This window comes from Pedobacter punctiformis, from assembly GCF_027213715.1.
Lineage (GTDB): Bacteria > Bacteroidota > Bacteroidia > Sphingobacteriales > Sphingobacteriaceae > Pedobacter > Pedobacter punctiformis.
The window spans coordinates 200,596-227,320 of record NZ_JAPWGM010000006.1 but is presented as its reverse complement, the minus strand read 5'-3'; the positions used below and the strand labels follow the sequence as shown (position 1 = coordinate 227,320).

Below are 26,725 nucleotides of genomic sequence, written 5' to 3'. Positions count from 1 at the left end.
CAGTAATCAATAATCTTTTATGATTTCTTTAAGTTATTCAACATATCAATTGTAAGCTTCGATAAATCGAATTCAGGCTTCCAGTTCCAATCTTTTGTTGCATAACTATCATCGATAGAACGTGGCCAGCTATTTGCAATTTGCTGACGAGGATCGTTATCGGTGTAAGTTAATTTAAAATCCGGAATATGTTTTCTGATTTCAGCGGCTAAAACCTCAGGTGTAAAATGTACCCCTCCAAAATTATAACTGCTTCTTACGCTAATCTGATCTGCAGGTGCATCCATCAACTCAATAGTTCCACGAATGGCATCATCCATATACATCATTGGCAATTCAGTAGCTGCGTTTAAAAAGCTCTGGTAGCTGCCTTTTTTTAATGCATCGTGAAAAATATGAATGGCATAATCTGTAGTTCCACCACCCGGGGCAGCTTTCCAGCTGATTAATCCAGGATAACGGATACTGCGAACATCCAATCCGTATTTTTGGTGATAATATTCACACCAGCGTTCGCCAGCCAGTTTGCTAATTCCATAAACCGTATTCGGGTCCATGATGCAATATTGTGGTGTATTGTCTTTCGGCGAGTTTGGTCCGAAAACAGCAATCGAACTCGGCCAGTATACCTTAGCTGTTTTATATTCAAGGGCTAAATCTAAAACGTTAAGTAAACCATTCATATTTAAATCCCATGCAAGTTTAGGATTCTGCTCACCTGTTGCAGATAATAATGCAGCAAGTAAATAAACTTGGGTCGGTTTATATTTTTGAAAAATACCATTAATGATATCTTTTTCCAAAACGTTAACGAATTCAAAAGGTCCTGCGTTTTTAATATCATAGTCAGGTCTGCGAATATCACACGCAACAACATTATCATCACCATGAATTTTGCGTAACATGGTTACCAACTCTGTACCTATTTGCCCGTTAGAGCCTAAAACAACTATTTTTTCCTGCATATTTTATCGAAATTTAGCAAAGGTAAAAAAATGAGGTAAAAAGAAACATAAATATTTATTCTTTATATCACTTTATAAAAATTGCTTAAAGCTCAATAAATTAAGGCCTAGAATAATTCAATTTAAAAAGAGAAATAAAACCAACAAACTGCTGAATTTAAGTTCATTTTTAAACGCTAATTTTTGACTTTTTAATCCCCGAATTAAAAAAAGATGCGGGGATAATCTTAATGTATTTTTTACACCAAGGATTTATAAAAAGAAAAAACGTTTTAGTAATCTATTAAAACAAATAAAATACATTTATTTAGAACAATTCTATGGGGTAACAATCCTATTGCATACTGATAATTTAATGATTTTATCGTGCAGTTTCTGGTATATTTTTTCTAATATTACTAATTCAACACATAGATAACCAAAATATAAAATCATAAAGACGATGCATAGAAGAGAAGCACTAAAAAGCGTTGCTTTATTGCTGGGAGGAGCCATCTCAGCAAGTAGTATGGGCATTTTGTTTGAGAGTTTTACCTTGCCCGAAAATGAGAAGAATTTTGTTTCATTTAGCCCTGAGGAAGAAAAGATTTTAGCAGAATTTGCTGATATCATTGTTCCAACAACTAAATCATCAGCCGGTGCCAAAGCCGCTGGAGTTGGAACCTTTATTCCAATGATGATTAAAGATTGCTACCCGGCGACCAAGCAAACCTCATTTGCTAAAGGTTTAGCAGCATTTGAAGCAAAATCAAAACAAGACTTAGGAAAGAGTTTTGCACTGTTAAGTGTTCAGGACCGTGAAAAATTAATGGGAGATGTTAGAACCATAACTCTTGCTCAAAAGGAAACCAAAGCTGAAGAAAACAATGATTTGGCTTATTTCTTTATTACCGCAAGAGATTTAACACTTCTCGGGTATTATTCATCGGAAATTGGCTGTACCAAAGCCCGCGAATATGTACTTATTCCAGGCAGATACGATGGTAGTGCGCCTTTAAAACCTGGACAAAGATCCTGGGCAACCTAATTCAACAATCAACAACAACTTCGAGCAAAACATCATGAATTTAAATACAAATTTAAAAGCAGAAAATACATACGATGCTATTGTTATAGGATCAGGGATTAGTGGCGGCTGGGCTGCAAAGGAACTTACAGAAAAAGGTCTTCGCGTTTTAATGCTGGAAAGAGGCATGAACATAGAACACATTAAAGACTATGATTCTGCAATGAAAAACCCATGGGACATTAAACATGCAGGTAAGTTAACCGAGGAAATGAAAAGAACCCATCCGGTTCAAAAAAGAGATTATCCTTATAATGAGGCAACTGCAAAGTGGTGGGTAAACGATTTAGAATGCCCTTACACTGAAGATAAAAGATTTGACTGGTACCGTGGGTTTCACGTGGGTGGTAAATCACTGATGTGGGGCCGTCAAAGTTACCGTTTAAGCGATCATAATTTTGAAGATAATGCTAAAGATGGTCATGGTAACGACTGGCCAATCCGTTATAAAGATTTAGCACCATGGTATGATTATGCAGAGCGTTTTGCAGGAATCAGCGGGCAGGCTGAAAACTGGCCACTCCTACCCGACGGGCAGTTTTTACCTCCAATGGATTTAAACTGTGTTGAAAAATCAGTAAAAGCCCGTGTTGAAGAACATTATAAAAGAGAACGCATTATCACCATCGGACGCGTAGCCAACTTAACCGTACCGCATAAAGGCCGTGGAAACTGTCAGTACAGAAATTTATGTAGCCGAGGTTGTCCGTTTGGGGCTTATTTCAGCACTCAATCGTCTACGCTACCTGCAGCAATGGCAACTAAACGTCTTACTGTAAGACCATATTCTATTGTAAACCATATTATTTACGACAAAAACACCAAAAAAGCTAAAGGTGTAATGGTTATCGACGCCCAAACCAACAAAACAATGGAGTTTTATGCTAAAATTGTTTTCGTTAATGGTTCTACTTTAGGTTCTACTTTCATTTTATTAAACTCTACTTCAGAGGCTCATCCAAATGGTTTGGGTAATGCAAGTGGACAGTTAGGTCATAACTTAATGGATCACCATTTCCGTTGCGGTGCATCAGGTGAGGCTGAAGGCTTTGATGATAAATACACTTATGGTCGTCGGGCTAATGGCGTTTATGTTCCAAGGTATCAAAACGTAGGCAACGATAAACGTAATTATTTACGTGGTTTTGGTTATCAGGGTGGTGCAAGCAGAAGCAACTGGCAAAATGATGTTGCCGAACTTTCTTTTGGTGCCGACCTTAAAGATAAAATGACTACACCTGGAAAATGGTCGATGGGATTGGGTGGTTTTGGGGAGATGTTGCCTTACTATGAAAACAAGGTATATATTGATAAAACCAAAAAAGACAAATGGGGACAGCCTGTATTGGCAATTGATTGCGAATACAAAGAAAATGAGAAGAAAATGCGTGTTGACATGATGAATGATGCAGCAGAAATGCTGGAAGCAGCAGGTATGAAAAACGTAAAAACATACGATAATGGTTGTTATCCGGGCATGGCGATTCACGAAATGGGTACTGCCAGAATGGGTAATGATCCAAAAACATCTGTTTTGAACAAATGGAACCAAATGCACGAAGTAAATAACGTATTTGTTACCGATGGATCATGTATGCCTTCTATTGCTTGTCAAAACCCATCATTAACCTTTATGGCACTTACTGCACGTGCTGCAGATTATGCTGTTAAAGAATTAAAGAAAAAGAACATTTAAAAGGGGTTTAGGGTATAAGGTAAAAGGCATAGGGAATTAACCTCCGGGCCTTAAACTTTATACCTTACACCTTATTCCTTATGAATAGAAAATTAAAAATGGGCATGATTGGTGGCGGAAAAAATGCCTTTATAGGCGCCGTTCATCGTATTGCTGCTAATATAGATGGTTTAATAGAATTACACTGCGGAGCATTCAGCTCTAATGCTGAAATTTCTAAAGCCTCTGGTAAAGATTTATTCCTGCCTGAAGATAAATGCTACAGTTCTTATGAAGAAATGATTAAAACTGAAAGTAATCTTCCTGCCGGGAAACGCATGGATTTCGTAAGTATTGTTACACCTAACTTTGCCCATTTTGCACCCGCAATGATGGCTTTGGAATATGGCTTTAATGTTTTAATAGATAAACCCATTACACTTACCCTTGATGAAGCTAAAAAACTTCAGCAAATGGTAAAAGAAACTGGTTTAATTTTATGTCTTACACATACTTATTCTGGCTACCCGATGGTAAAACAGGCCCGTAAAATGGTAGCCGACCGTCAATTTGGGAAAATCAGAAAAGTAATGGTCGAATACCCTCAGGGTTGGTTAAGCACCTTATCAGAAAAAGACGATAATAAACAGGCTGCATGGCGAACAGATCCATCTAAAAGTGGAATAAGCGGTTGCATGGGCGATATTGGCACACATGCTGCGCAGCTTGCAGAATACATTTCGGGCCTAAAAATCTCAAAAATTTGCGCAGATATTAACATTGTTGTAGAAGGCAGACAGCTGGACGACGATGGAAATGTGCTATTGAAATTTGACAATGGTGCAAACGGGATTTTAGTGGCTTCGCAAATTGCTGCAGGGGAAGAAAATGCTTTAAAAATTAAAGTTTACGGAGAAAAAGGCAGTTTAGAATGGCACCAAATGGAACCTAATACCCTGTTGGTAAAATGGTTAGATGCACCAACACAAATTTACCGTGCTGGTGGTGGCTATTTAGATCCGATTGCTGCTTTTAATACACGTACTCCGGGTGGTCATCCTGAAGGTTATTTAGAGGCTTTTGCCAATTTGTATAAAAATTTCGCCCTTACCTTATCTGCAAAACTTGAGGGCAGAGAGGCAACTCCAGAGATGCTTGATTTTCCAGGTGTAGACGATGGCGTTCGTGGCATGACTTTTATAGAGAATGTAATAGCTTCAGGGAAATCAGATCAAAAATGGTTAGACTTTAAAATCTAAATAAAAATGACAACAATAAAAGGACCAGCGGTATTTTTAGCTCAGTTTATTAGCGATAAAGCGCCGTTTAACTCCCTTGATAATATTTGTAAATGGGCTGCAGGCTTAGGTTTTAAAGGCCTCCAGATGCCAACTTTAGATACAAGGTTTATTGATTTACAAAAAGCTGCTGAGAGTAAAACCTATGCAGATGAACTAAAAGGAACCATTGCTTCTTATGGATTAGAAATTACTGAACTTTCTACCCATTTACAGGGGCAACTGGTTGCAGTACACCCTGCTTATGATGATTTATTTGATGCTTTTGCACCAAAAGCGCTTCATAAAAACCCAAAGGCAAGAACTGAATGGGCGGTTCAGCAATTAAAATTTGCGGCAAAAGCATCTCAAAATTTAGGATTAAATGCGCACGCAACTTTTAGCGGTTCATTATTATGGCAATATTTTCATCCATGGCCACAACGTCCGGCAGGTTTGGTAGAGGAAGGTTTTGCAGAACTGGCTAAACGCTGGACACCAATTTTAAATGAATTTGATGAATGCGGCGTGGATGTTTGTTATGAAATTCACCCGGGTGAAGATTTATTTGACGGCGAAACGTATGAAATGTTTTTAAAAGCCGTCAATAACCATCCCAGAGCCTGTTTATTATACGATCCATCTCATTTCGTGCTGCAGCAACTGGATTATATTCAATACATCGATTTTTACCACGAACGCATTAAAGCCTTTCATGTTAAAGATGCAGAATTTAACCCTACCGGTAAGCAAGGCACATTTGGTGGTTATCAAAGCTGGGCAAACCGTGCAGGCCGCTACCGTTCTCCGGGAGATGGACAAGTAGACTTTAAAACCATTTTTAGTAAACTGGCTCAATACGATTTTAAAGGCTGGGCTGTAATGGAATGGGAATGTTGCATTAAAAACCAGGAAGACGGCGCCCGCGAGGGATCCGAATTTATAAAAAATCACATCATTAACGTAACTGATAAGGCATTTGATGATTTTGCTGCATCAGGAAGTGATAGCGCTTTCAATAAAAGAATATTAGGACTAAAAGATTAACAAAACACACATGAAAAAAACATTTTTAATTTTAGGCGCTGTAGTCATTTTTATGGCGTCATTTTCGAAAGCAGATTTAGAGAAAGAGAAAACAGTTGTAGCCACGTCAACTTTAAGCAATCATGCATTGCAAATGTCTGCCGGCGAAAAATTGATTAATAAATCTGATTGTATTGGTTGCCACAATAAAGTGAATAAAATTATCGGCCCTGCTTATGTAGAGATCGCTAAAAAATATCCGGCTAACGAAAAAAACATCAACTACCTTGCTGATAAGATTATTAAAGGGGGCACAGGTGTTTGGGGAAGCATGCCAATGACGGCCCACCCTACTGTTAAAAAAGACGATGCTAAATTGATGGTTAAATATATTTTATCATTAAAAAAATAAAATAAACCTGTATAAACTTCCCTAATTATGAAAACAGAGCAAGAAAATAAAAACACGAGTAACCGCCGTGATTTTATTAAAACCAGTGCAATTGCTGCGGCAGCCTTTATGATCGTTCCACGCCATGTGTTGGGTGGAAAAGGATTTTTAGCGCCTAGTGATCGCCTGTTGGTTGCTGGTATTGGTGCGGGTGGAAAAGGACAAAGTGATATTGCCATGTTTGCCAAAAGTGGTAAAGCAGATATTGCTTTTTTATGTGATGTAGACGATCGCCGTGCAGCAAATAGTGTAAAGGCATTTCCAAAGGCCAAGTATTATAAAGACTGGCGTGAAATGCTGGATAAGGAACACAAGAATTTCGATGCCGTTTCTGTATCTACACCAGATCATAACCATGCGATACAAGCCCTTGCTGCTATGCAACTGGGTAAACATGTGTATGTGCAAAAACCTTTAACACATGACATTCACGAAGCCCGTATTTTAACGGCAGCTGCGAAAAAATATAAAGTGGTTACCCAAATGGGAAATCAGGGTGCATCAAATGATGGGCCCCGACAAATGAAAGAATGGTACGAAGCAGGTTTAATTGGTGATGTACATACCGTTTATGCCTGGACAAATCGTCCGGTATGGCCTCAGGGTATTCCTTGGCCAACAAGAAAAGCCGAAATTCCTAAAGAATTAGACTGGAACCTGTGGTTAGGTACTGCACCGGAAAAAGATTTTGTGGATAAACTGGTTCCTTTTAACTGGCGTGGCTGGTGGGATTATGGAACCGGAGCATTAGGTGATATGGGTTGTCATTTGATTGAAGCGCCTTTTAGTGTATTAAATTTAAAATACGCCAAAGAAGTTGAGGCAAGTGTAGGTTCTGTATATGTGGATGAATTTAAACGCGGTTATTTCCCGGAAAGCTGTCCGCCATCAAGCCATGTAACTTTAAAATTCCCTAAAACCAATAAAACTAAAGGCGATGTAACCTTGCATTGGATGGATGGTGGTATTCAGCCAGAACGCCCTGCAGAGTTAGAAGCAAACGAAACCTTTGGTGATGGTGGTAACGGAACATTATTTATTGGTACCAAAGGTAAAATGATGAGCGAAACTTATAGCGCCAATCCGAAATTATTGCCTTTAAGCAGAAATAAGGATATTAAAGTTCCTGAAAAATATGCCCGTGTTAAAGGAGGTGCCGATGGCCACTACGCCCAATGGGTAGAAGCTGCAATTGCTGGTTATGGTAAACAAGAAGTAAGTTCTCCTTTTGAAATCGCTGGTCCGCTTACCGAAGCCTTGTTAATGGCCAATTTAGCGATCAGAAGTTTTGACATTAAAAAAACGGTTAACGGAAAAGATTCTTACCCAGGCAGATACATAAAAATGCTTTGGGATAACGACAACATGAAGATTACCAATTTTGATGAAGCTAACCAGTTTGTTAAACGCGAATACCGCAAAGGCTGGAATAATTTAACCCTTTAAAATATTAAAATTGTCATCCTGAGCTTGTCGAAAGACTTTATCATAATTCGTTTCGATAAGCTCAATGTGACAAAATTTAAAATTAAAAAACATTAGCCACGGAAGTCCGGATAATACACAAGATCATTTTTCGGTGTATTTTCAAGTTCAGTGGCAAAAAATTTAAAACCATGAAAAAAATCTTCCTTTCTGCCTGCATCCTGCTTGCAGTAACACAAATAACAAAAGCTCAAAAAGGTTTCAAACCCTTATTTGATGGCAAAACAACTACTGGCTGGCATACTTATAGCAAAACAACAGTTGGAAGTGCCTGGCAAGTACAAGATGGCACCCTACACTTAGATCCTTCTAAAAAAGGGCAAGATGGCGGTGGCGATTTAGTTACCGATAAAGAATATTCAAACTTCCACTTAAAATTAGATTGGAAAGTTGCGCCTAAATCAAATAGTGGTATAATTTTTTTCGTTCACGAAGAGCCTAAATTCCATGCAACCTATTCTACAGGACCTGAAATGCAGGTATTGGATAATGATGGTCATCCGGATGGCAAAATAACCAAACACCGCTCAGGAGATTTGTACGATTTAATTAAAAGTTACTCGGAACCTGTTAAACCGGTTGGCCAATGGAATAGGGCAGAAATTATCAGTAAAAATGGTAAATTAACGCTGATTTTAAACGGCGTTAAAACGGTAAATACCACCCTTTGGGATGAAAACTGGAAAACACTGATTGCAGGAAGTAAATTTGCCAAATGGGAAGGTTTTGGTACTTATAAAACCGGAAAAATTGCATTACAGGATCACGGTGATGAAGTTTGGTTCAAAAACATCCTGATTAAAGAACTATAATTGAGGTAGTAGGTAAAGGGTGTAAGGTAAAGGTTGAAGTTCTAAAACTTTACACCTTAAACTCAAACAATAAACCTTATACCCCGACCTTATTCCTTAACCTAACCTTATATAAACCAAATGAATACCACTACCCGTTTTAAACTCTCTGCCATGATGTTCCTGGAATTTTTTATCTGGGGCGCCTGGTTTGTAACCATGGGAACTTTCCTTGGCAAAAACTTATTATCAAATGATGTACAAGTTGGCTCAGCTTACAGTACCCAGTCCTTAGGTGCTATAATTGCGCCATTTATTATCGGTTTAATTGCCGATAAGTTTTTTTCAGCACAAAAGGTTTTAGGCGTGCTGCACCTGGTTGGAGGTGCTCTTTTATGGTTTGCCGGCACATCGCTAAACTTTGACAGCTTTTTCCCATTCATTTTGGGTTATATGATTGCTTACATGCCAACCCTGGCCCTGGTTAATTCAATTTCTTTTAAGCAAATGAAAGATCCGGGTAAAGAATTTCCTTCTATCCGTGTATTTGGAACCATTGGATGGATTATTGCCGGATTAGTAATCGGATGGTTAAACTGGGAACAATCGGGAAGTTTAGTGCTAACTTTCAAAATGGCTTCAGTAGCTTCGATAATTTTAGGCTTGTTAAGTTTTGTTCTTCCAAATACGCCACCAGTTAAAAAAGGCGAAAAAACTACTATTGGCGAAATTATCGGTTTAGATGCAATAGGTTTATTAAAAAATAAATCTTATCTGCTCTTTTTCCTGGCTTCAGTTGCAATATGTATTCCGCTGGCGTTTTATTATAATTTTACAAACCCATTTCTGAATGAGGTTGGCATGAAAGGCGCCGCAGGTGTCCAATCATTAGGGCAAGTTTCAGAAACCTTGTTTATGTTGTTAATGCCTCTGTTTTTTGTTCGTCTTGGCGTAAAAAAAATGTTGGCTATTGGAATGATTGCCTGGGTTATCCGTTACCTGTTTTTTGCATTTGGAAATGCAGATTCAAACTATTGGATGCTTATCGGAGGTATTGTACTTCATGGCATTTGCTATGATTTCTTCTTCGTTACCGGGCAAATTTATACAGACAGACTTGCGGGAGAAAAATTTAAAAGTGCAGCTCAGGGATTTATAACACTGGCAACATACGGAGTTGGTATGTTAATTGGTTCTATCATTTCAGGAATGGTTGTTAACAAATATGTTGTTGATGGTGGCCATATCTGGCAAAGCATCTGGATCATTCCTGCTGCAATTGCTGCATTGGTTGCTTTATTATTCATATTATTCTTTAGAGATAAAAATAAGGCAGTGACCGAAGCTACTGAAGTTTAACCATGGAATCGAACTTAAATAGAAGAACAGCCCTAAAAAATATCCTGGCAGGAACCGCAGCAATCGGTGTTTCTTCTGGATTTTCGGCATTGGCTATGGATCAGCAAGATTTAAAAAAATCAGCAGCAAAGCTGAAAGGAAATATAAACCATTCCGTTTGTCAATGGTGTTTCAGCAATTTAGATATAGATACACTTTGTGCTGAAGCGAAGAAGTTGGGCTTAAAAGGCATTGATTTAGTTGGGCCGAAAGATTGGCCAACATTAAAAAAATATGGCCTTACCTCTTCTATGTGTAATGGCGCAGAAATTAATTTAGTTGATGGGTTTAACGATACCAAATTCCATGACACGCTGATCAAAAATTATTCAGCCATGATTCCTCTGGTTGCAGAAGCAGGATATAAAAACCTGATCTGTTTTAGCGGAAGTCGTAGAGGTAAAAGTGATGAAACAGGCTGGAACAACTGTGTACAGGGTTTAAAGCAGTTAATACCATTGGCAGAAAAGCATAACGTAGTTTTGGTTATGGAGCTGTTAAACAGCAAAGTAGACCATAAAGATTATCAATGTGATACCACAGCCTGGGGTGTAGAACTTGCCAAGCGTTTAGGTTCTGAAAATTTTAAGCTGTTATATGATATTTACCATATGCAGATTGATGAAGGCAATGTGATCAGCAACATCAAAAATTATCATCAGTACATTGCACATTACCATACTGCGGGTGTTCCGGGACGTAATGAAATTGATGAAACACAAGAATTATATTACCCGGCAATTATGAAAGCCATAGCCGATACCGGCTTTAAAGGCTTTGTTGCTCAAGAGTTTATTCCAAAAAATGCAGATAAACTGGCTTCCTTAAAAAAGGCCATCTCTATTTGCGACATTTAAATATTTTAAACTATGTTATCAAGAAGAAGTTTTTTAATCAATAGCAGTATGGCTGCGGCAGCTGCATTCTTAATTCCTTCGCTGGCTTTTGCAGCCGGAAAAAGGAAGGTCGGTCTACAACTTTACTCTTTAAGAGATGAACTTCCTAAAGATGTTAAAGGTACTTTAGAAAAAATAGCAAAAGCAGGTTTTGGAGAAGTTGAAACTTATGGTTTCTCTATCAAAGATCAATTCTGGGGCTTAACACCGGTTCAATTTAAGAAAATTTTAGATGACAATGGCTTAAAAGCGGTTAGCGGTCACTATGGTTTAGGCACTTATCTTGCTGATGGAAATACAGATGAACTTAAGGCCGCTATTGCAGCTGCTAAAGTTTTAAAAAGTGAATATGTAACCATTCCGTGGTTGGACGAACGCATTAGAAAAACCCCTGAAGATTACAAGAAAATTGCCGGAAGAATTAACACTGCTGGAAAGATGTGTAAAGATGCTGGTTTAAGGTTAGCTTACCACAATCACAATTTTGAGTTTGAAAAACAAGGTGATACAACCGGTTACGAAATTCTATTAAAAAATACAGATAAGAACCTCGTTGATTTCGAGCTGGATTTATATTGGGTAGTACGCTCGGGTAACGATCCGATTAAATTATTTAAAGAAAATCCAGGTCGTTTTACAATGTGGCACGTTAAAGATATGGACAAAACTAACCCAGCACTTAATGCTGAAGTTGGAACGGGTTCTATAGACTTCAAAACCATTTTTGCTGATGCAAAACTATCTGGCATGAAACATTTCTTTGTAGAGCATGAAACCAATTACAAACCTAATCCAATGGGTTCTGTTGCGGCAAGCTGTGCATATATTAAAGCCAATTTAATCTAAAATATTTTATTATCGGATGAGTTCAGTATTTACTCATCCGATAATTTTTAATTCAATTTTGCTGCCAGCATGCAGGTATTTTTGTATCGATGGGTATTGCCGTTCAAATCAAAAACATCAAAGGCCACCACATAAATTCCAACACCTGAAAGTTGCCCGTTTTCATTCAGACCATCCCAAAATAAACTTCCTTTGGTGCCAACCGTTTGATTTTTCAATAGTCTTTTTACCAAAATACCTTTATCCGTAAATATATTAATGGTTGCTAAACTGGCATTTTCTGTAAGTTGATAATCCAACTGGAGCTGATCTTCGAATCCATCATGATCGGGTGAAAAAGTTTTAGATAACAGTTTCACATAAGCTTCTTCCCCATTAAGTTCCTGAGAGTTTTTATAACCCGGTGTAGCAAAACCAACCGAGGCCGCCGCAGATTTAAAGTTTCCGAATTCATTTGCTCCTTTCACAAAAGAAACTCTTTCTAAAGATACTCCATTTGCATCCCGCAATAAAGCATTGTGCATTTTAGCATTATAATCAAACTGATCAACAATTAAATGATTGTTGAGCAAAACTACTGTTCCTTTATCATTATTGTAAACCGGCATACTGCTTAACTGCGTAAAATGATCTGGATACTCACTAAAATAATTCACTTTTACTTTGTCCACATTACTGCTTAGCACCCAATAAGCACCCGGTTGAATGAGAAGATTTGAAGCAGAAACCTTTTTTATACTGGCAGGTTTTCCAAGGCTATCTACATTCGCCAATTGCAAATCTTTTAAATCCAAAACATGATCGGTAGCATTGTAAATTTCGACAAAGTCTACTCCATTTAATCCAGGGTTAGCAAGAATTTCGGCTATCAAAAGATCATGTACTCCAATTTTCTTTGCTATAAACAACTTTGCTGTATTAGCGGTATTGCTAATTAAATTCCCTGCGCAATCGGTTAACCCTTCAATAACTAATGTATTTTCTATTCCCCTTGCTAAAGGCTGGCCAAATTTTAAAACAGCCGAATTAAACAAAGGCGATTGAACATCTACATATACCGGCTTTCCAATCCCATTGTTTATAGAATAGTTTATTAATTTGGAAGCAGACAGACTGTCAACAGTTTTTGAAAACTGAACCAAAACCGAAAGGCTATCCGTAACACTTGCGTTTATTAATTTTGGAATCTCGGTACTGATTTGAGCATGGTAAACCGAATTTGGTTTTCCCGGGGTTCCTCCTGCCGCATCATTACTCCCCATCCAGTTTTGAATGCCTGTACAAACATTTTCCGGATCGATTAACTCCAGGCTAAAACCGCTTTTCTTTTTAACTTCGTCTTTATACCAGGTATCATAATAAGCTACCTTATCTATCAATATACCTGAAGCACTGCTTAGCGTTAAAACATCATGATCATTATTCAGGCTTGGCCATGGCGAAAGTCCAATGGTTTTTCCGTAAGCTTTAAACAATGTCGTATCAGCTTTTGCACATAAAACAACGTGTTGATTTGGTTTAATGGTATCCAGTGCAAATGCAAAAGTGGAGGTTTGATCGGCATATTTCCAGCCTTTGGTTAAAATATATTGGTTTGTTGTATTCCAAAGCTCAACAAATTCTTTCTGCGGTAAAGTCGAAGTCCCGCCCGGATTTGCAAATACTTCATTGATTACAATATCCCCATATTTAGCTATATAAGGCTTAATGTAAAAGAAATCAACACTATTATCAGCAGTTATGATGTTTCCTTTTTTATCGGTTACATTGCTTACACTTAGTTTGTAATTTTGGGTTTCAAACGCGGCAGAAAAAGTCAAACGATAAGTATCAGAAGAAGTTTCTTCCACACTGACCGGACTACCCTGACTTGATAAATTATAATTAGACGACAGCAACGCTGATAAATTTTCCAACGGCTCAGAAAAGGTTACATCCAGGTGTAAGGCATCTATTACAGCTACGCTTTTTACCGTTGGAGGGATAACATCAGGCACCAGATCATTTACTTCGAAATCATCAAAGATATACTGATTGTACCTGGATGCTGTAGCATATTTACAGTATACCCCCATGAAAGCGGAAGTTTTAAACGTATTATCAACAGTGCTACCTTCTAAACTATAATTACTTCCACCTGTTATATCGGTGTATACTGTCCATTGACCACTTTCATCTCTGGTTACTTTAACTTTCGCCATCAACACATTAGCATTTGGTCTTATTTTTGGCGCACCACCAATTATTTTGCTGATGGAGGTACCCGTTTGTCTATACAAATGATAGCCATCCACACTTCCTGTCTCTCCAATCTGTAAAAAATATCCATTTAAAGTACCTTTTAAATCTTGCTGATCAGAGGTTAAGTAAACCCGGGTAAAATTAGTGGCCGTTGGATCAAAATTAAGCTGCACAAAAAATTCCCATTTGGCATTTAAACTTTGCTGATTGGCTGTAGAAAGAGAAATTGTTTGTGATGCGACTTGCAGTCCCGAAGACTGCAGCTGCTTGACTGGGTTAATTTTAAAAGAATTTACATCACCAAGCCACACGGCATTTTGGGAGAAATCGCCATCATCGAAATGATCGTTAACCTGGGAGTGTGCAATTTTAGAGAGCAATAATAGGGATATAAGCAAATTTTTTATCATATTTGGGCTTATATCAAATGTTTAACTAATATAATAATTAAAATTAAAAAATGAAAGTAGCAGTAGTAGGTGCAACTGGTTTGGTTGGTACCGTAATGTTAAAAGTATTGGAAGAAAGAAATTTCCCTTTAACAGAGTTAATTCCCGTAGCATCAGAAAAGAGCGTTGGTAAGGAAATTACTTTTAAGGGTAAGAAGTTTCCAATCGTTAGCATGGACACTGCAATTAGCATGAAACCGGATATCGCTTTATTTTCTGCCGGTGGTACAACCTCTTTAGAGCATGCACCCCGTTTTAAAGAAGCTGGTACAACCGTAATTGATAATTCATCTGCATGGCGTATGGATCCTTCAGTTAAATTAATTGTACCTGAGGTTAATGCACATGAGCTTTCTATTGATAATAAAATCATTGCTAACCCAAATTGCTCTACCATCCAAATGGTGGTGGTTTTAAAACCTTTGCACGATAAATACAAAATTAAACGTGTAGTGGTTTCTACTTACCAATCGGTAACCGGAACAGGTGTTAAAGCTGTTGAGCAATTAATGAATGAACGTAAAGGTATTGACGGGCCAAAAGCTTATCCATATGAAATTGACTTAAACGTATTGCCTCATATTGATGTTTTCACTGAAAACGGATATACAAAAGAGGAAATGAAAATGGTTAAGGAAACGAATAAAATTATGAGCGACGATAGCATCAAGGTTACGGCTACAACTGTTCGTATTCCGGTAATGGGTGGACATTCAGAATCGGTAAACATCGAGTTTGAAAATGATTTCGACCTTGCTGAAGTTCGCAGTATTTTAGAAAAAGCACCCGGCGTTATTGTAGTTGATGATGTTGCCAATTTAAAATATCCAATGCCAAAAGATGCACACGAAAAAGATGAAGTTTTTGTAGGGCGCATCCGCAGAGATGAATCAGCACCAAAAGCTTTAAACCTTTGGATTGTTGCAGATAACCTGCGTAAAGGCGCTGCAACCAATGCAGTTCAAATTGCAGAATACTTAATTCAGAAAGAATTAGTTTAAAAAATTAATTCCATAATTTAAGTGATGCTCAAACAGCATCACTTTTTTTATTTTAATGAGTCACAAATAACCGCAAAGCATCATATCCTGTAATGAAAGTTTTTGTAACCCTTTTCCTTCTGTTTGCGATTGCCTTATCCATTATGTATTTTTTTAGTTTTGGCGAAGATCGGTCTGAAGGTGCGGCGGAATTTGTAATTCCTATAGTTATAGAAGTACTGCTTTTATTCATCTTCTTTTTCAGCAATAAGAATACGCTGTACCGCAAGGTATTTAAAATCATTTTAATAATTTGGAGTGTGATCTTCATCTTTACAATAGCCATATTGATTTATCTTACCGGGCTTTCCGGAGCTTTTTCACATTAATTTCAGCATATGTTTAAAGAAAGAGCAAATATCATCAATATCGTTTTAGGTGCCATTCTCGGGTTTATCATTATTGCCATTATTATTAAGGTCATCAACTATAAGGGTGGTGAAAGATTTGAATGGCGTAGTGGCGTTTATACCAGGCCGGGCAATACGGTTCAGGTAGCCGAATGCAATTTCTTCCACTCGGGCTATTGGGCTTACCCGGTTAGAAAAGATCAAATATTAAATAGCGGCGTTGAGAATATAAACTATACCGAAAATAGCAAAGACAACTCTTTTTATCCTGACAGTTTGAAGATTTGCTGGTTCTCTTACACGGAACGAAAGTTTTATGAAGGCGATTTCTTATTGCCTTACAGGCTCATTAAGGATATGGCAAAAGAGCTTCGCAGTACAACCAAAGAATACAGCGATTATGCAAAAACTTATCCTGATCACATAGAGCTTTACTTTTTTGCGGAGTTATTGCCCGGTGGAAAATTAACGGTATGGTTAAGCGACAGAACAAAATATCTGGAAATTGGCAAATATCAGGCTAAAGAAGTAAAAAGGACATGGGAAATTTTTGATGATCGCCACAGTGATGAGAAACCGGATAAAATAGATATCCCCACACAAGTTGCTCTGGTTATGGATCAATATCCACATACAATAGAAGTGCATTCTCCTGAGTCTTTATCATTACGTAATTTAGATGTTGAGCCTTATAATCAGGCTAACTGGCACCTGGATAAGGAGAAGCCTGAAATACCCGTTTTTAAAAATATCCCTAAAAACATTAGTTTCACCTGGGGTAATGACCAAAAGGAATACTCAACAGAATGTTATTTTAAAGATGGAGATATTTTGTCGGCCTTCAAAAGGTTACAATCTTTACCAGGAAACAATCAAATGGTTTTACAGATTAAAGTAAATGATACAAATAATAAGGTTACGGTTAGTTTGAAAAAAGGGAGCACAGTTATTGATCTCCAATCCAGATTTGACGCTGAAATTTACGAACGGGTACCACAAAAAGAAGATTAGTTGATTGATTTTAAAATATGATGTCTAAAAAATTTTTAATATTTCTATTCTTATTGCTCAATACAGTAGCTTTTTCTCAAACCAGGATTCAAAAACTGGAAAGTGCCTTTAATAATTTGCTGGCTGATGAACAAACCAAACATGCCATTACTTCACTTTGTGTATTGGATGCCAGCACCGGGAAAATACTTTTTGCTAAAAACGAGGAGATTGGTTTAGCTACAGCATCAACTTTAAAAACCATAACCGCAGCAACAGCTTTTAGCATTTTAGGTAAAGATTTTCAGTTTCAAACTACTTTAGGCTACTCCGGAAATATCACCGCAGATGGTACTCTAAAAGGCAATTTGATTATCACCGGCAGTGGCGATCCGACACTTGGCTCTTATCGTTATCAGAATAAAGAAAATGTAGTTTTAACGCAATGGGTAGAAGCCATTAAAGCAGCAGGAATCAAAAAAATTGAAGGTTCAGTTATTGGTGATGATCGTATTTTTGGTACACAAACTACCCCCGAAGGTTGGGTTTGGCAAGATATTGGAAACTATTATGGTGCCGGAACTTCTGGACTGGCCTGGAGAGAAAACCAATTTGATGTACATTTAAAGCCTGGAAATAGCACTGCTGATGCCGTTGGGATTATAAAAACAGTTCCGGAGACCGATTATATAAAAATTGTAAACGAACTAAAAACCGGAAGCACAGGATCTGGCGACCGTGCCTATGCTTTTCTACCACCTTACAGCAATGTGGCTTATTTGCGTGGCAGCTGGGGAATGGGCATTAACAAATCAGGAATTTCTATTGCATTGCCTGATCCGGCCTTTGATTGTGCTTACCGTTTGCAAGATACCTTAAAACGTTTAGGCATAAATGCTGGCCAGCAAGCAACCACTGCCAGATTATTAACTTTAAATAATCAAGCGGTTCCGGCGGTTACACAAAAAATAAATACCATTAGCTCACCAACTTTAAGTGAAATGACTTATTGGTTTTTAAAGAAAAGCATTAATCTTTATGGCGAAACCCTTTTAAAAACCATTGCCTTAAAATCTGGTAAAGCCGCTACAACAGCTAAAGGCGCAGAAACAGAAATTAACTTTTGGGCAGATAAAGGAATAGATAAAAGTGCACTAAATATTATCGATGGCAGTGGTTTATCTCCGGGTAACCGGATTACAACTGCTGCAATGGCTAGTGTTTTATTCCAAATTCAAAAGGAAAGCTGGTATCCTGACTTTTATAAAGCACTACCTGAATATAATGGTATGAAAATAAAAAGCGGCACCATAAATGATGTTTCAGCCTTTGCAGGCTACCATACCGATACCAATGGGAACAAATATATCATTGTGATCAACATTAATAATTACAGCGGCAGTGGCATCAATAAAAAATTATTCAAAGTTTTGGACGAATTGAAATAATTTTTTGTCTTGTCCAGGCAATATAATTTATACTAAAATATTAGCTTAATGGCCTTACCTGAAGTTGAATACCAGCTTCAGATAAAACAGCTTTAACATCAATCATAGCCTCTGTCCTAACCTCTCCGGCTACAGCTAAATCAGCAACCCATAATAACACCCTGATTCCGATGGCGTATTCGCCAAAATCCTGAAGAATAATAACAGGTTTTGGAATAGGAAGTACCCTTTCATTGAGTGCTAGTTTATCTGAAATTAATTTTCTGGCTTCTTCCAAATTAGTACTGTAAGGAACGCCAATGATAAACTCAACCCTTTTGCTGCGATCCTGCATAGTCCAGTTTATTAAATGCTGCGAAAGCAAATCACCATTGGGCACAATAATATCCGAACCTTCAGCACTGTGTATTTTGCTCGAACGTACACCAATTTCTTTTACAACTCCTGCTTTTGTTCCAATTTCTATCTGATCTCCAATTTGGATCGGACGTTCGAAAGCCAGGATAACACCCGATACCAGGTTATTTACGATATTTTGCAAACCAAAACCAATACCGACTCCCAATGCACCCAGCATAATAGAAAGCCTGTCGATAGGAATTCCTGCAGCTGCAACCGCAATTAAAAATCCAACCGTCCAAATGGCCAGACGGATAAGCAGCATCATAGAATTTAAACTACTTCTTTTACCTCCTGAAACCGCCTTTTCATGTCCAAAGAAAAAGCTGATAAAGCTCGATATAATTGAGGAAAGCCAAATAATACAAATAAATATGGCAATGCTGGCAAAGGTGAATTTATAACTGCCGATGCTTCTTGTTTCGTAAAAAAACTGGGAAGCAGAACTCGTTAGCAAATCGTATAATGTTAGGTTTCTAACAAATGAAATGAAAAATACAACAGAAGCAATCACCCATAAATAGGTTTGAAAACGGTGTTGTAATTCTTTAAAGTTTATAAAATCTGAAAAACGGCTGGATTGATAAGCTTCGGTTTGTAAATAGATGCTCTCTAAAACCATTGTGCAAAAAACTTTTAAAGTAATGCCCAGCATTAAACATTGTACCGCACTTACGCCAAAAATCTTTGCCAGTGAAACACGACCAGTCAGGTTAAAAATGATCGACAGAACGATCTGAAAAATTGTAAAAATAACCAGTGCTTTTGTTGCCGGTGAAGCATCCAGACCTATAAAAAGTTTTGTCCGGTTTCTAATAATTTTAACACACAAAACCAATAATATAATAGCGGCAATGAATAAACACCATCGTTCGCCAAATGCCGAATCTAACAGAATATCATCCAGTGCATAAAAAACCCATAAGCCAGTTAATGTAAACCACATTATTCTTGCTTCACGGGTTAAAAATGGTGGAAGTAGAAAACACAGCGCTGCCAACCTGAGCAGTTCGAAGGTATGTAGCAGCGACATCGTTGGATTAGCAAATAAAAAAGGGATATAGGTAAAGAAACCCATTAAAGACCCTACAATAACACTTCGTTTTAAAAACTTTACCTGTGCTAAAATGCTTTCAGAATCCTCCATTTTCTTAATTCTGCGCATGTTAGATATCATCCAACCGGTTACCACGATTAAAATCAAAAGACTCAGTACTATAATATGGATTTTAGCACCTAAATAAATAACAATAATTTTCCCAGACCGGCTTAATGCCTTAGTGACCACCTCAAACAATGAGCTTTCGTACTCGCTAGGTTTGGCCTTAAACAGTGGAGATTCTTCCTGCGACCACATATTGATTTTCTTCGATATGGATAAATAAAGCATATCAGAAGAAAGATTTTTGGTTTGCAAAAGGTTGACAGAAATCCGGCTGCTTAATAAATTTATTTTAGTCTGCGTTCTACGCTCTAAAATATTTGCATTTTTACCTTCGTTTATAACATCCGATAATTGCGTTCTTAAGGTCGAATCTTCTACAGCAACCTTTAAACCAATATCGTTAATAATTTTCTTTAAATCTTTTTCACTTTTTTCCAGCTCCGCTGTATATTCTGAAAGAATCTTTTTATAATCCGTTAAATTATCTGAAACCTCGCTCAATAAAATTACTGCACTGTTTAAACTGCGTAAATTCATTTGCTGCCCGTTTTTTTCAAATCTGGTTTTAAAGCCCTTTATCTTTTTTTCGATATCAGGAAGGGCATTTTCAATCTTACTTACGTCGTAACCCCGCTGCAATAAAAATTTATTCCGGTCAATTATAAAATTGTAAGTTTCTATTTTATTCACTAAAACCGGCACCTGGCTTTCTTCCAGTTCTTTGGTTTCAGGCTTTTCTTTTGTGTTGGTTTTATGTTGCGCAACTACCTGCTGAACAGAAAATAAAACGATTACAATTAAAAAAGAAAGAACCTTATTTTTCAAAAGATTTTTTAAAAACATATTTCTATAAACTTTTAAATATAGCCTGTACAACTAAGTGTGAGCCTAAACAGGGAATGCAAAATTAGAATTTATAACCGACTAAATCAGTATTTTAACATATCATTAAGATTAAATACCTTGCAAATCAATTTTATAATTAAGTGTGATGCTAAAACTTATATTTAAGGCAATTTTACTCTCTTTAATTCCTTTTGCTTTAACTGCACAGGTTAAAGTTTATGTTACGGTGCATATCTCAAAAAGAACAGTTGATAGTTTATTTATTGCAGGAAATTTTAATGATTGGAATCCAAAAAACAAAGCCTTTAATTTAGAACAAAAAGACAGCCTGACTTATTTTATTGAATTGAATTTACCAAAGGGAAATCATGAATTTAAAATTACACGTGGAAATTGGGATAAAGTGGAATCACAGATTGATGGGAAACCAATTGCAAACAGAGGTTTAAATCTCCATGTTGATACTGTTATGGATCTAAGAATTGCCGATTGGGCCGATAATTTCAAACAGGTGAAAGAAGAATACCGCTTTGGCGATCACATACAAGTAGTTGATTCAGCATTTTATATGCCTCAGTTAAATAAATATCGAAAAATCTGGGTTTATCTTCCTAAAAGCTACAAAAATTCAAAAAAAAAATACCCTGTAATTTATATGCAGGATGGCCAAAATCTTTTTCATTCAAATCCTGCACGTAATAACGAGTGGGCAGTAGATTCTGTAATGGATAGTTTGATCAGCACAGGTGCAAAAGAAATGATCGTTATAGGAATTGATCATGGTGGCAATGATCGCCTGAAAGAATATAATCCTTACGATAGTCAATACGGTAAAGGCGAAGGGAAAGCTTACGCAGCATTTCTGGTTGAGACTTTAAAACCCTTTATTGATCAAAAATACAGAACATTAAAAGATGCAAAAAATACTTCTATTGCAGGCAGTTCAATGGGTGCTTTAATTTCGATGTATGCCATTGCCGAATATCCAAAGGTTTTTGGTTCAGCAGGAATTTTTAGTCCTGCATTTTGGCTGGCCCCAAAGATTTACACCGATTTAACTGAACGTTTACCCGGGTTAAAGAATAAAAGGATATTTTTTGTTGCAGGTGATAAAGAAGGATCATCGATGATTCTTGATATGAAAAAAGTGTTTACCATTTTAAATCCTGACGGTTTCAATAAAAATGTTGTTTTTACAGCACGTGAGGATGGTAAGCACTCGGAATGGTTTTGGCACCGCGAATTTGTACCTTTTTATAGATTTATTGCTACTCATTAAACATTTTTACAGCAAAGTTATTAGTCCTAATGCCTTCCTTTTGAAGCAAATGACCAAATGCTTTTGTTGCTTTAGCAAAATCTGTAGAATCTATACCCAATTGGTTATTATCTTTCTGATAGCCCACCATATAAAAAAGAAAGCTATCGCTGTTTTTAGCCAGGTAGATACACCCCAATGCGGACGTACTGCTAAGTTTTTCTACATTTATCTCTTTAATATCACTAAAACCTATCCCCCAATTGGTGTAAAAAACATCACTATTTAATTTAGTTTTTGCAGCATCGACCGGCTTTTTATTTTTATCCTCCAAACCAACAAACCATAGTTTTTTAGTTGCATCGCTTTGATTTAAAAATATGCCCTGATTAACCGGATAAATTGCATTGCTCCCAGTTTTTAAAAGCAATAAAAATCCAAGCGAATCTTTTTTATTTACAAATTTTTCTGCCATTATCGCATCATAAACCATAGCCTTACCTGAAGCGTAGTTGTTGTTTTCTATATTCGGTGCCCAGGCCAATTTTGCAGAACGATCATTTGTATAAAGGTAAATTTTGCCCTGAGCATTCAGAAGGCTGTCTATCGAAAAATCGGCACGTTTTTTCTTTAATGTGTAAGCTTTTCTAATGCCTTCCATTAATTTATTGTTTTCAGCTTCAATTTTTTCCTTTTGGTCAGCAATAAACATTCTGCCCAATGCCAAAAAAACAACCAGAATTGATGTTGCGCCAATGCCTGCTTTTTTATTCAATGTGATAGAACTAATTAAAATGTAGCGTAATATTAACTAAATAAAATTATAATTATAGTTTTTTTGATCAAACAGATTTTCGTTTTCCCCTGATAAAAACGGTTTAAATGTTCAGGTTAATTATTATTTACATTTTGATATACGGACAATAAAACATTTAAAAATTGTGTTAAAACTGAAGCTTATTGCCTAAATTCGTATAAACCAAAAACAACAAAGCAATGAAATTATCGATTAAATCAGTGATGCTGTTTATTGTGCTTTTGGGCGCAGCAGATTTTGCAAATGCTCAGGGAGCAAAATTTCCCCAGGCCAGTAGCGGCCAAACCATCATCCAGGATTTTGGGTTGGGCAAAATAACTTTAATTTACTCCCGTCCGAATGTAAAAGGCCGTAAAATTTTTGGCGGAATGGAACCAATGGAAGCCGTTTGGCGTACAGGTGCAAATGCGGCCACCCGAATTAAATTTACTGATGCTGTTAAAATTGAAGGCAAAGACCTACCAGCTGGCGAATATGCCCTGTTCAGTATCCCAGGCAAAAAAGAATGGACCATTATTTTTAACAAAACGGCCGATCAATGGGGCGCATACGACTATAAGGAAAGTGCCGACATATTACGCGTAAAAGTAAAACCAATAGCGTTGAAGGATAAGGTTGAAACCCTTAATATGCAATTTATCAATGTTACCGAAACTTCGGCGCAATTAAGTTTAATGTGGGAGAATACTGCTTTTGCTTTAAACATTACTACATCCATTGATGAGCAGGTGATGGCCAATATTGCAGAGGCAATGAAAGGTGAAAAGAAACCTTATTTTAATTCAGCAATGTATTACTATCAAAACGGAAAGGATTTGAAAACAGCATTAGGATGGATGAACGAAGCCGAAAAATCGGATATGAAAGCACCCTGGTTTAAATATTGGAAAGGCCGCATACAATTAAAAATGGGCGATAAAGCCGGTGCACAGGCTACAGCACAAACGGGTATTGACCTGGCAAAAGCAGCAAAAATTGACGAATATGTACGTTTAAATTCTGAATTACTGGCAGAGGCAAAAAAATAAAACGATCACACTACTCTTCAAAACCGTTGAATTAAATTCAGCGGTTTTTTTATTTCTGTAGCATCTCAAAAACAAACCTCTTATGGATGACGGGCATTATCACAAAAAGCAGAACCGGTTTTAATAAAGGAGTTATAAGTTTTAGTTGCTCAAAAACCAGTCATTAATTTAAAATTAACCTTAAATTAACGGATAAAAACTATCCTAACATTAACGCCCAAAACACTTTATTTATTTAAAAAATATATTAACTTTGGTGTTAGACTTAGTAATTGTACTTTATACACTAAGCAGAATAAAAAATCAACAAAAATCAAATAAAATGAGCATAATAATTAATGTCCATGCCAGACAAATTCTCGATTCGAGAGGCAATCCAACAGTAGAGGTAGAAGTAGTAACAGAAGCTGGTGCTTTCGGCCGTGCTGCTGTACCAAGCGGTGCATCTACAGGTCAATACGAAGCTGTTGAATTACGTGACGGGGATAAATCTACATACTTAGGCAAAGGTGTTTTAAAAGCAGTTGAAAATGTAAACACTAAAATTGCCGCTGCACTTAGAGGTGTTGATGTTTTTGAGCAAAATGCAATTGACAAAATTATGTTAGACCTTGATGCTACCGAAAACAAAGGTAATTTAGGTGCTAATGCTATTTTAGGCGTTTCTTTAGCAGTTGCTAAAGCTGCAGCCGATGAAATTGGTCAGCCTTTATACCGTTATATTGGCGGTGTTAATGCAAACACTTTACCAATTCCGATGATGAACATCATTAATGGTGGTTCTCACTCTGATGCGCCTATCGCTTTTCAGGAATTTATGATTATGCCGGTTGGTGCGCCATCTTTCTCTGAGGCATTACGCTGGGGTACTGAGGTTTTCCATAACTTAAAAAATATTCTTCACGATAGAGGTTTATCTACTGCCGTAGGTGATGAAGGTGGTTTTGCCCCTACTTTTGAAGGTACTGAAGATGCAATTGAAACAGTATTAAAAGCGATTGAAAAAGCAGGCTACAAACCAGGTTCACAAATTTGTTTGGCTTTAGACTGTGCTTCATCTGAGTTTTACAAAGATGGAAAATACGATTATACTAAATTTGAAGGCGATAAAGGCGCTATTCGCTCAAGCGAAGAGCAGGCTCAATACTTAGCAGATTTATCAGCTAAATATCCAATTATCTCTATTGAAGATGGTATGGATGAAAATGACTGGGCTGGATGGAAGTTATTAACTGAAAAAATCGGCGACCGCGTTCAATTGGTAGGTGATGATTTATTTGTAACCAATGTAACTCGTTTACAACGTGGTATTGACGAAGATACAGCGAATTCAATTTTAGTTAAAGTAAACCAAATCGGTTCGTTAACTGAAACCATTAATGCTGTAACTTTAGCTCAAACTAATGGTTATACATCCGTAATGAGTCACCGTTCAGGCGAAACTGAAGATGTTACGATTGCTGATTTAGCGGTTGCGTTAAACTGTGGACAGATTAAAACGGGTTCAGCATCACGTTCTGACAGGATTGCAAAATACAATCAACTATTGCGTATTGAAGAAGAATTAGGTGAAAATGCTCGTTTCATCGGTAAAAACTTCAAATACGCTAAAAAATAAGCTTTTATTGATCTGAATTTGTAGAAAGCATTTGATAATGATGTTTTTACAACTTCAACATATAATATCAGTTGTTAATAAGTTGAAAAACTTATTTGTAAAACATCCGGAGATTTTAAATCTTCGGATGTTTTTATTTACATTTACCTCATCGCAATGACGATCTTTTAAAAATATTATGAAACGATTAATAGACCTTTTCCGCAATAAATATTTTCTGGCAACAGTTGCCTTTGTAATGTGGATGCTATTTTTCGATAAAAATGATATGCTTTCTCAGTATGAGTACCGCAGTCAGGCCAATAAACTTCAGGAAGAGAAAGAATATTTCGAGAAAGAAACGGCTCAGGTTAAAAAAGATTTAAACGAATTGAATACCAACCTGAATACTGCAGAAAAATTTGCCCGCGAAAAATACTTCATGAAAAAAGATAATGAAGATGTTTATGTAATTATCCACGAAGAGAAAAAATAAAATTTCCCTTTAAATACTCCATCTTATTTTTTGTCCACCCGAACGCTGGAAGAACTTATCTGGCCTTCTACTTTCAATCTAATGCTTTTAGCTTTTTCCTCTGTTTCAATAAACGAATTTCGGAAGCGTTAATTTATACCTTACAACCAAAATCCTCAGCACGAATATAAAAGCGATAACAATTAGTTTTGCCACCACTACGCTTATTGTAAACTGGATTAATATAAAGTAAAGGATTCCGCCTAAAATACAAGCCGTAGCGTACACTTCCTTTCTGAAAATTAAAGGAATGGTATTTAACAGTGTATCTCTGATAATGCCACCGAAACAACCTGTAATGGTTCCTAAAGCCACACAAATACCCGGACTAAGCCCAAATGCGATTCCTTTTTGAAGTCCTAACATCGTAAAGAGTCCAAGGCCAAGACTATCAAACAGAAAAAGGGTTACTTTAAACTTTTTAATATGGGTTTTAAAAAAGATGGTTGCAATGGAGGTAAACAAAATCAATAAACAGGTTCTTACATCACGCATCCATGCAACAGGAGTGTCGCCCAACAGCAGATCACGTACTGTACCACCGCCAATAGATGTTACAAAGGCTATAATAAGTACTCCAAAAGGATCCAGCCGCTTTTGCATGGCCGCAAAAGTACCCGATATCGCAAAAGATATGGTTCCTAAAATCTCAATCGTTTCTGTAGTACTTATATCCATCTGGTTAG

General features: G+C 37.0%; 22 protein-coding genes. 17 read left to right on the top strand and 5 right to left on the bottom strand.

The window, feature by feature from the left end:
* Nucleotides 1–17: 17 nt before the first annotated feature.
* Nucleotides 18–965: an NAD-dependent epimerase/dehydratase family protein gene (locus tag O0955_RS16475; protein ID WP_269428659.1), complete on the bottom strand. Its 948-nt coding sequence runs from the start codon at nucleotides 963–965 to the stop codon at nucleotides 18–20.
* Between the two features lie 442 nt (nucleotides 966–1,407).
* Between O0955_RS16475 and O0955_RS16470 the strand changes: the two genes are divergently transcribed.
* The 10 genes from O0955_RS16470 to O0955_RS16425 all read left to right on the top strand — a co-directional run bounded on the left by O0955_RS16470 (nucleotide 1,408) and on the right by O0955_RS16425 (nucleotide 11,876).
* Nucleotides 1,408–1,992 (top strand): gluconate 2-dehydrogenase subunit 3 family protein, encoded by a 585-nt coding sequence (locus O0955_RS16470; protein ID WP_269428658.1) that lies wholly within the window; start codon nucleotides 1,408–1,410, stop codon nucleotides 1,990–1,992.
* Between the two features lie 34 nt (nucleotides 1,993–2,026).
* Nucleotides 2,027–3,727, top strand: coding sequence for a GMC oxidoreductase (locus tag O0955_RS16465; protein ID WP_269428657.1), 1,701 nt, complete (start codon nucleotides 2,027–2,029; stop codon nucleotides 3,725–3,727).
* 80 nt (nucleotides 3,728–3,807) lie between these two features.
* A complete protein-coding gene (locus O0955_RS16460; RefSeq protein ID WP_269428656.1) occupies nucleotides 3,808–4,965 on the top strand; it encodes a Gfo/Idh/MocA family protein in 1,158 nt (385 codons plus the stop codon).
* 6 nt (nucleotides 4,966–4,971) lie between these two features.
* Nucleotides 4,972–6,030 (top strand): sugar phosphate isomerase/epimerase family protein, encoded by a 1,059-nt coding sequence (locus O0955_RS16455; protein WP_269428655.1) that lies wholly within the window; start codon nucleotides 4,972–4,974, stop codon nucleotides 6,028–6,030.
* A 10-nt stretch (nucleotides 6,031–6,040) separates the two neighbouring features.
* Nucleotides 6,041–6,421 (top strand): c-type cytochrome, encoded by a 381-nt coding sequence (locus O0955_RS16450; RefSeq protein WP_269428654.1) that lies wholly within the window; start codon nucleotides 6,041–6,043, stop codon nucleotides 6,419–6,421.
* Between the two features lie 27 nt (nucleotides 6,422–6,448).
* A complete protein-coding gene (locus O0955_RS16445) occupies nucleotides 6,449–7,906 on the top strand; it encodes a Gfo/Idh/MocA family protein (RefSeq protein ID WP_269428653.1) in 1,458 nt (485 codons plus the stop codon).
* Between the two features lie 170 nt (nucleotides 7,907–8,076).
* Nucleotides 8,077–8,757: a 3-keto-disaccharide hydrolase gene (locus O0955_RS16440; protein WP_269428652.1), complete on the top strand. Its 681-nt coding sequence runs from the start codon at nucleotides 8,077–8,079 to the stop codon at nucleotides 8,755–8,757.
* Between the two features lie 120 nt (nucleotides 8,758–8,877).
* The gene (locus tag O0955_RS16435) at nucleotides 8,878–10,095 is read left to right on the top strand and encodes a nucleoside permease (protein WP_269428651.1); all 1,218 of its coding nucleotides are present in this window, start codon (nucleotides 8,878–8,880) and stop codon (nucleotides 10,093–10,095) included.
* 2 nt (nucleotides 10,096–10,097) lie between these two features.
* A complete protein-coding gene (locus O0955_RS16430; protein ID WP_269428650.1) occupies nucleotides 10,098–10,991 on the top strand; it encodes a hydroxypyruvate isomerase family protein in 894 nt (297 codons plus the stop codon).
* A gap of 12 nt (nucleotides 10,992–11,003) precedes the next feature.
* Complete coding sequence (locus O0955_RS16425; RefSeq protein WP_269428649.1) at nucleotides 11,004–11,876, top strand: sugar phosphate isomerase/epimerase family protein; 873 nt, start codon at nucleotides 11,004–11,006, stop codon at nucleotides 11,874–11,876.
* Between the two features lie 47 nt (nucleotides 11,877–11,923).
* Here the strand turns inward: O0955_RS16425 and O0955_RS16420 are convergent, their stop codons facing one another.
* Nucleotides 11,924–14,515 (bottom strand): lamin tail domain-containing protein, encoded by a 2,592-nt coding sequence (locus O0955_RS16420; RefSeq protein WP_269428648.1) that lies wholly within the window; start codon nucleotides 14,513–14,515, stop codon nucleotides 11,924–11,926.
* A 62-nt stretch (nucleotides 14,516–14,577) separates the two neighbouring features.
* On the opposite strand from O0955_RS16420, the gene O0955_RS16415 reads away from it, so the two are divergent.
* From O0955_RS16415 to dacB, 3 genes are all read left to right on the top strand, one after another.
* A complete protein-coding gene (locus O0955_RS16415; protein ID WP_269428647.1) occupies nucleotides 14,578–15,567 on the top strand; it encodes an aspartate-semialdehyde dehydrogenase in 990 nt (329 codons plus the stop codon).
* A 377-nt stretch (nucleotides 15,568–15,944) separates the two neighbouring features.
* Nucleotides 15,945–16,967: a DUF2931 family protein gene (locus O0955_RS16410; protein ID WP_269428646.1), complete on the top strand. Its 1,023-nt coding sequence runs from the start codon at nucleotides 15,945–15,947 to the stop codon at nucleotides 16,965–16,967.
* Nucleotides 16,968–16,984: 17 nt separating this feature from the next.
* Complete coding sequence (gene dacB / locus O0955_RS16405) at nucleotides 16,985–18,394, top strand: D-alanyl-D-alanine carboxypeptidase/D-alanyl-D-alanine endopeptidase (RefSeq protein WP_269428645.1); 1,410 nt, start codon at nucleotides 16,985–16,987, stop codon at nucleotides 18,392–18,394.
* A gap of 40 nt (nucleotides 18,395–18,434) precedes the next feature.
* Here dacB and O0955_RS16400 read toward each other — a convergent pair whose 3' ends face one another.
* On the bottom strand, nucleotides 18,435–20,783 hold the full coding sequence (locus O0955_RS16400; protein ID WP_269428644.1) for a mechanosensitive ion channel family protein: 2,349 nt from the start codon (nucleotides 20,781–20,783) through the stop codon (nucleotides 18,435–18,437).
* A 166-nt stretch (nucleotides 20,784–20,949) separates the two neighbouring features.
* On the opposite strand from O0955_RS16400, the gene O0955_RS16395 reads away from it, so the two are divergent.
* Nucleotides 20,950–22,083 (top strand): alpha/beta hydrolase-fold protein, encoded by a 1,134-nt coding sequence (locus O0955_RS16395; RefSeq protein ID WP_269428643.1) that lies wholly within the window; start codon nucleotides 20,950–20,952, stop codon nucleotides 22,081–22,083.
* Here the strand turns inward: O0955_RS16395 and O0955_RS16390 are convergent.
* Nucleotides 22,073–22,837 carry a hypothetical protein gene (locus O0955_RS16390; protein ID WP_269428642.1) on the bottom strand — a complete coding sequence of 255 codons (765 nt, stop codon included), beginning with the start codon at nucleotides 22,835–22,837 and terminating at the stop codon, nucleotides 22,073–22,075. The genes O0955_RS16395 and O0955_RS16390 overlap by 11 nt on opposite strands.
* Before the next feature lie 221 nt (nucleotides 22,838–23,058).
* On the opposite strand from O0955_RS16390, the gene O0955_RS16385 reads away from it, so the two are divergent.
* The 3 genes from O0955_RS16385 (at nucleotide 23,059) to O0955_RS16375 (ending at nucleotide 26,000) form a co-directional block, all read left to right on the top strand.
* Nucleotides 23,059–23,907, top strand: coding sequence for a DUF2911 domain-containing protein (locus tag O0955_RS16385; protein WP_269428641.1), 849 nt, complete (start codon nucleotides 23,059–23,061; stop codon nucleotides 23,905–23,907).
* 322 nt (nucleotides 23,908–24,229) lie between these two features.
* On the top strand, nucleotides 24,230–25,525 hold the full coding sequence (gene eno, locus O0955_RS16380; RefSeq protein WP_269428640.1) for a phosphopyruvate hydratase: 1,296 nt from the start codon (nucleotides 24,230–24,232) through the stop codon (nucleotides 25,523–25,525).
* A gap of 178 nt (nucleotides 25,526–25,703) precedes the next feature.
* A complete protein-coding gene (locus O0955_RS16375) occupies nucleotides 25,704–26,000 on the top strand; it encodes an FtsB family cell division protein (RefSeq protein WP_269428639.1) in 297 nt (98 codons plus the stop codon).
* A gap of 105 nt (nucleotides 26,001–26,105) precedes the next feature.
* Here the strand turns inward: O0955_RS16375 and O0955_RS16370 are convergent, their stop codons facing one another.
* The gene (locus O0955_RS16370) at nucleotides 26,106–26,717 is read right to left on the bottom strand and encodes a trimeric intracellular cation channel family protein (RefSeq protein ID WP_269428638.1); all 612 of its coding nucleotides are present in this window, start codon (nucleotides 26,715–26,717) and stop codon (nucleotides 26,106–26,108) included.
* Nucleotides 26,718–26,725 lie beyond the last annotated feature (8 nt).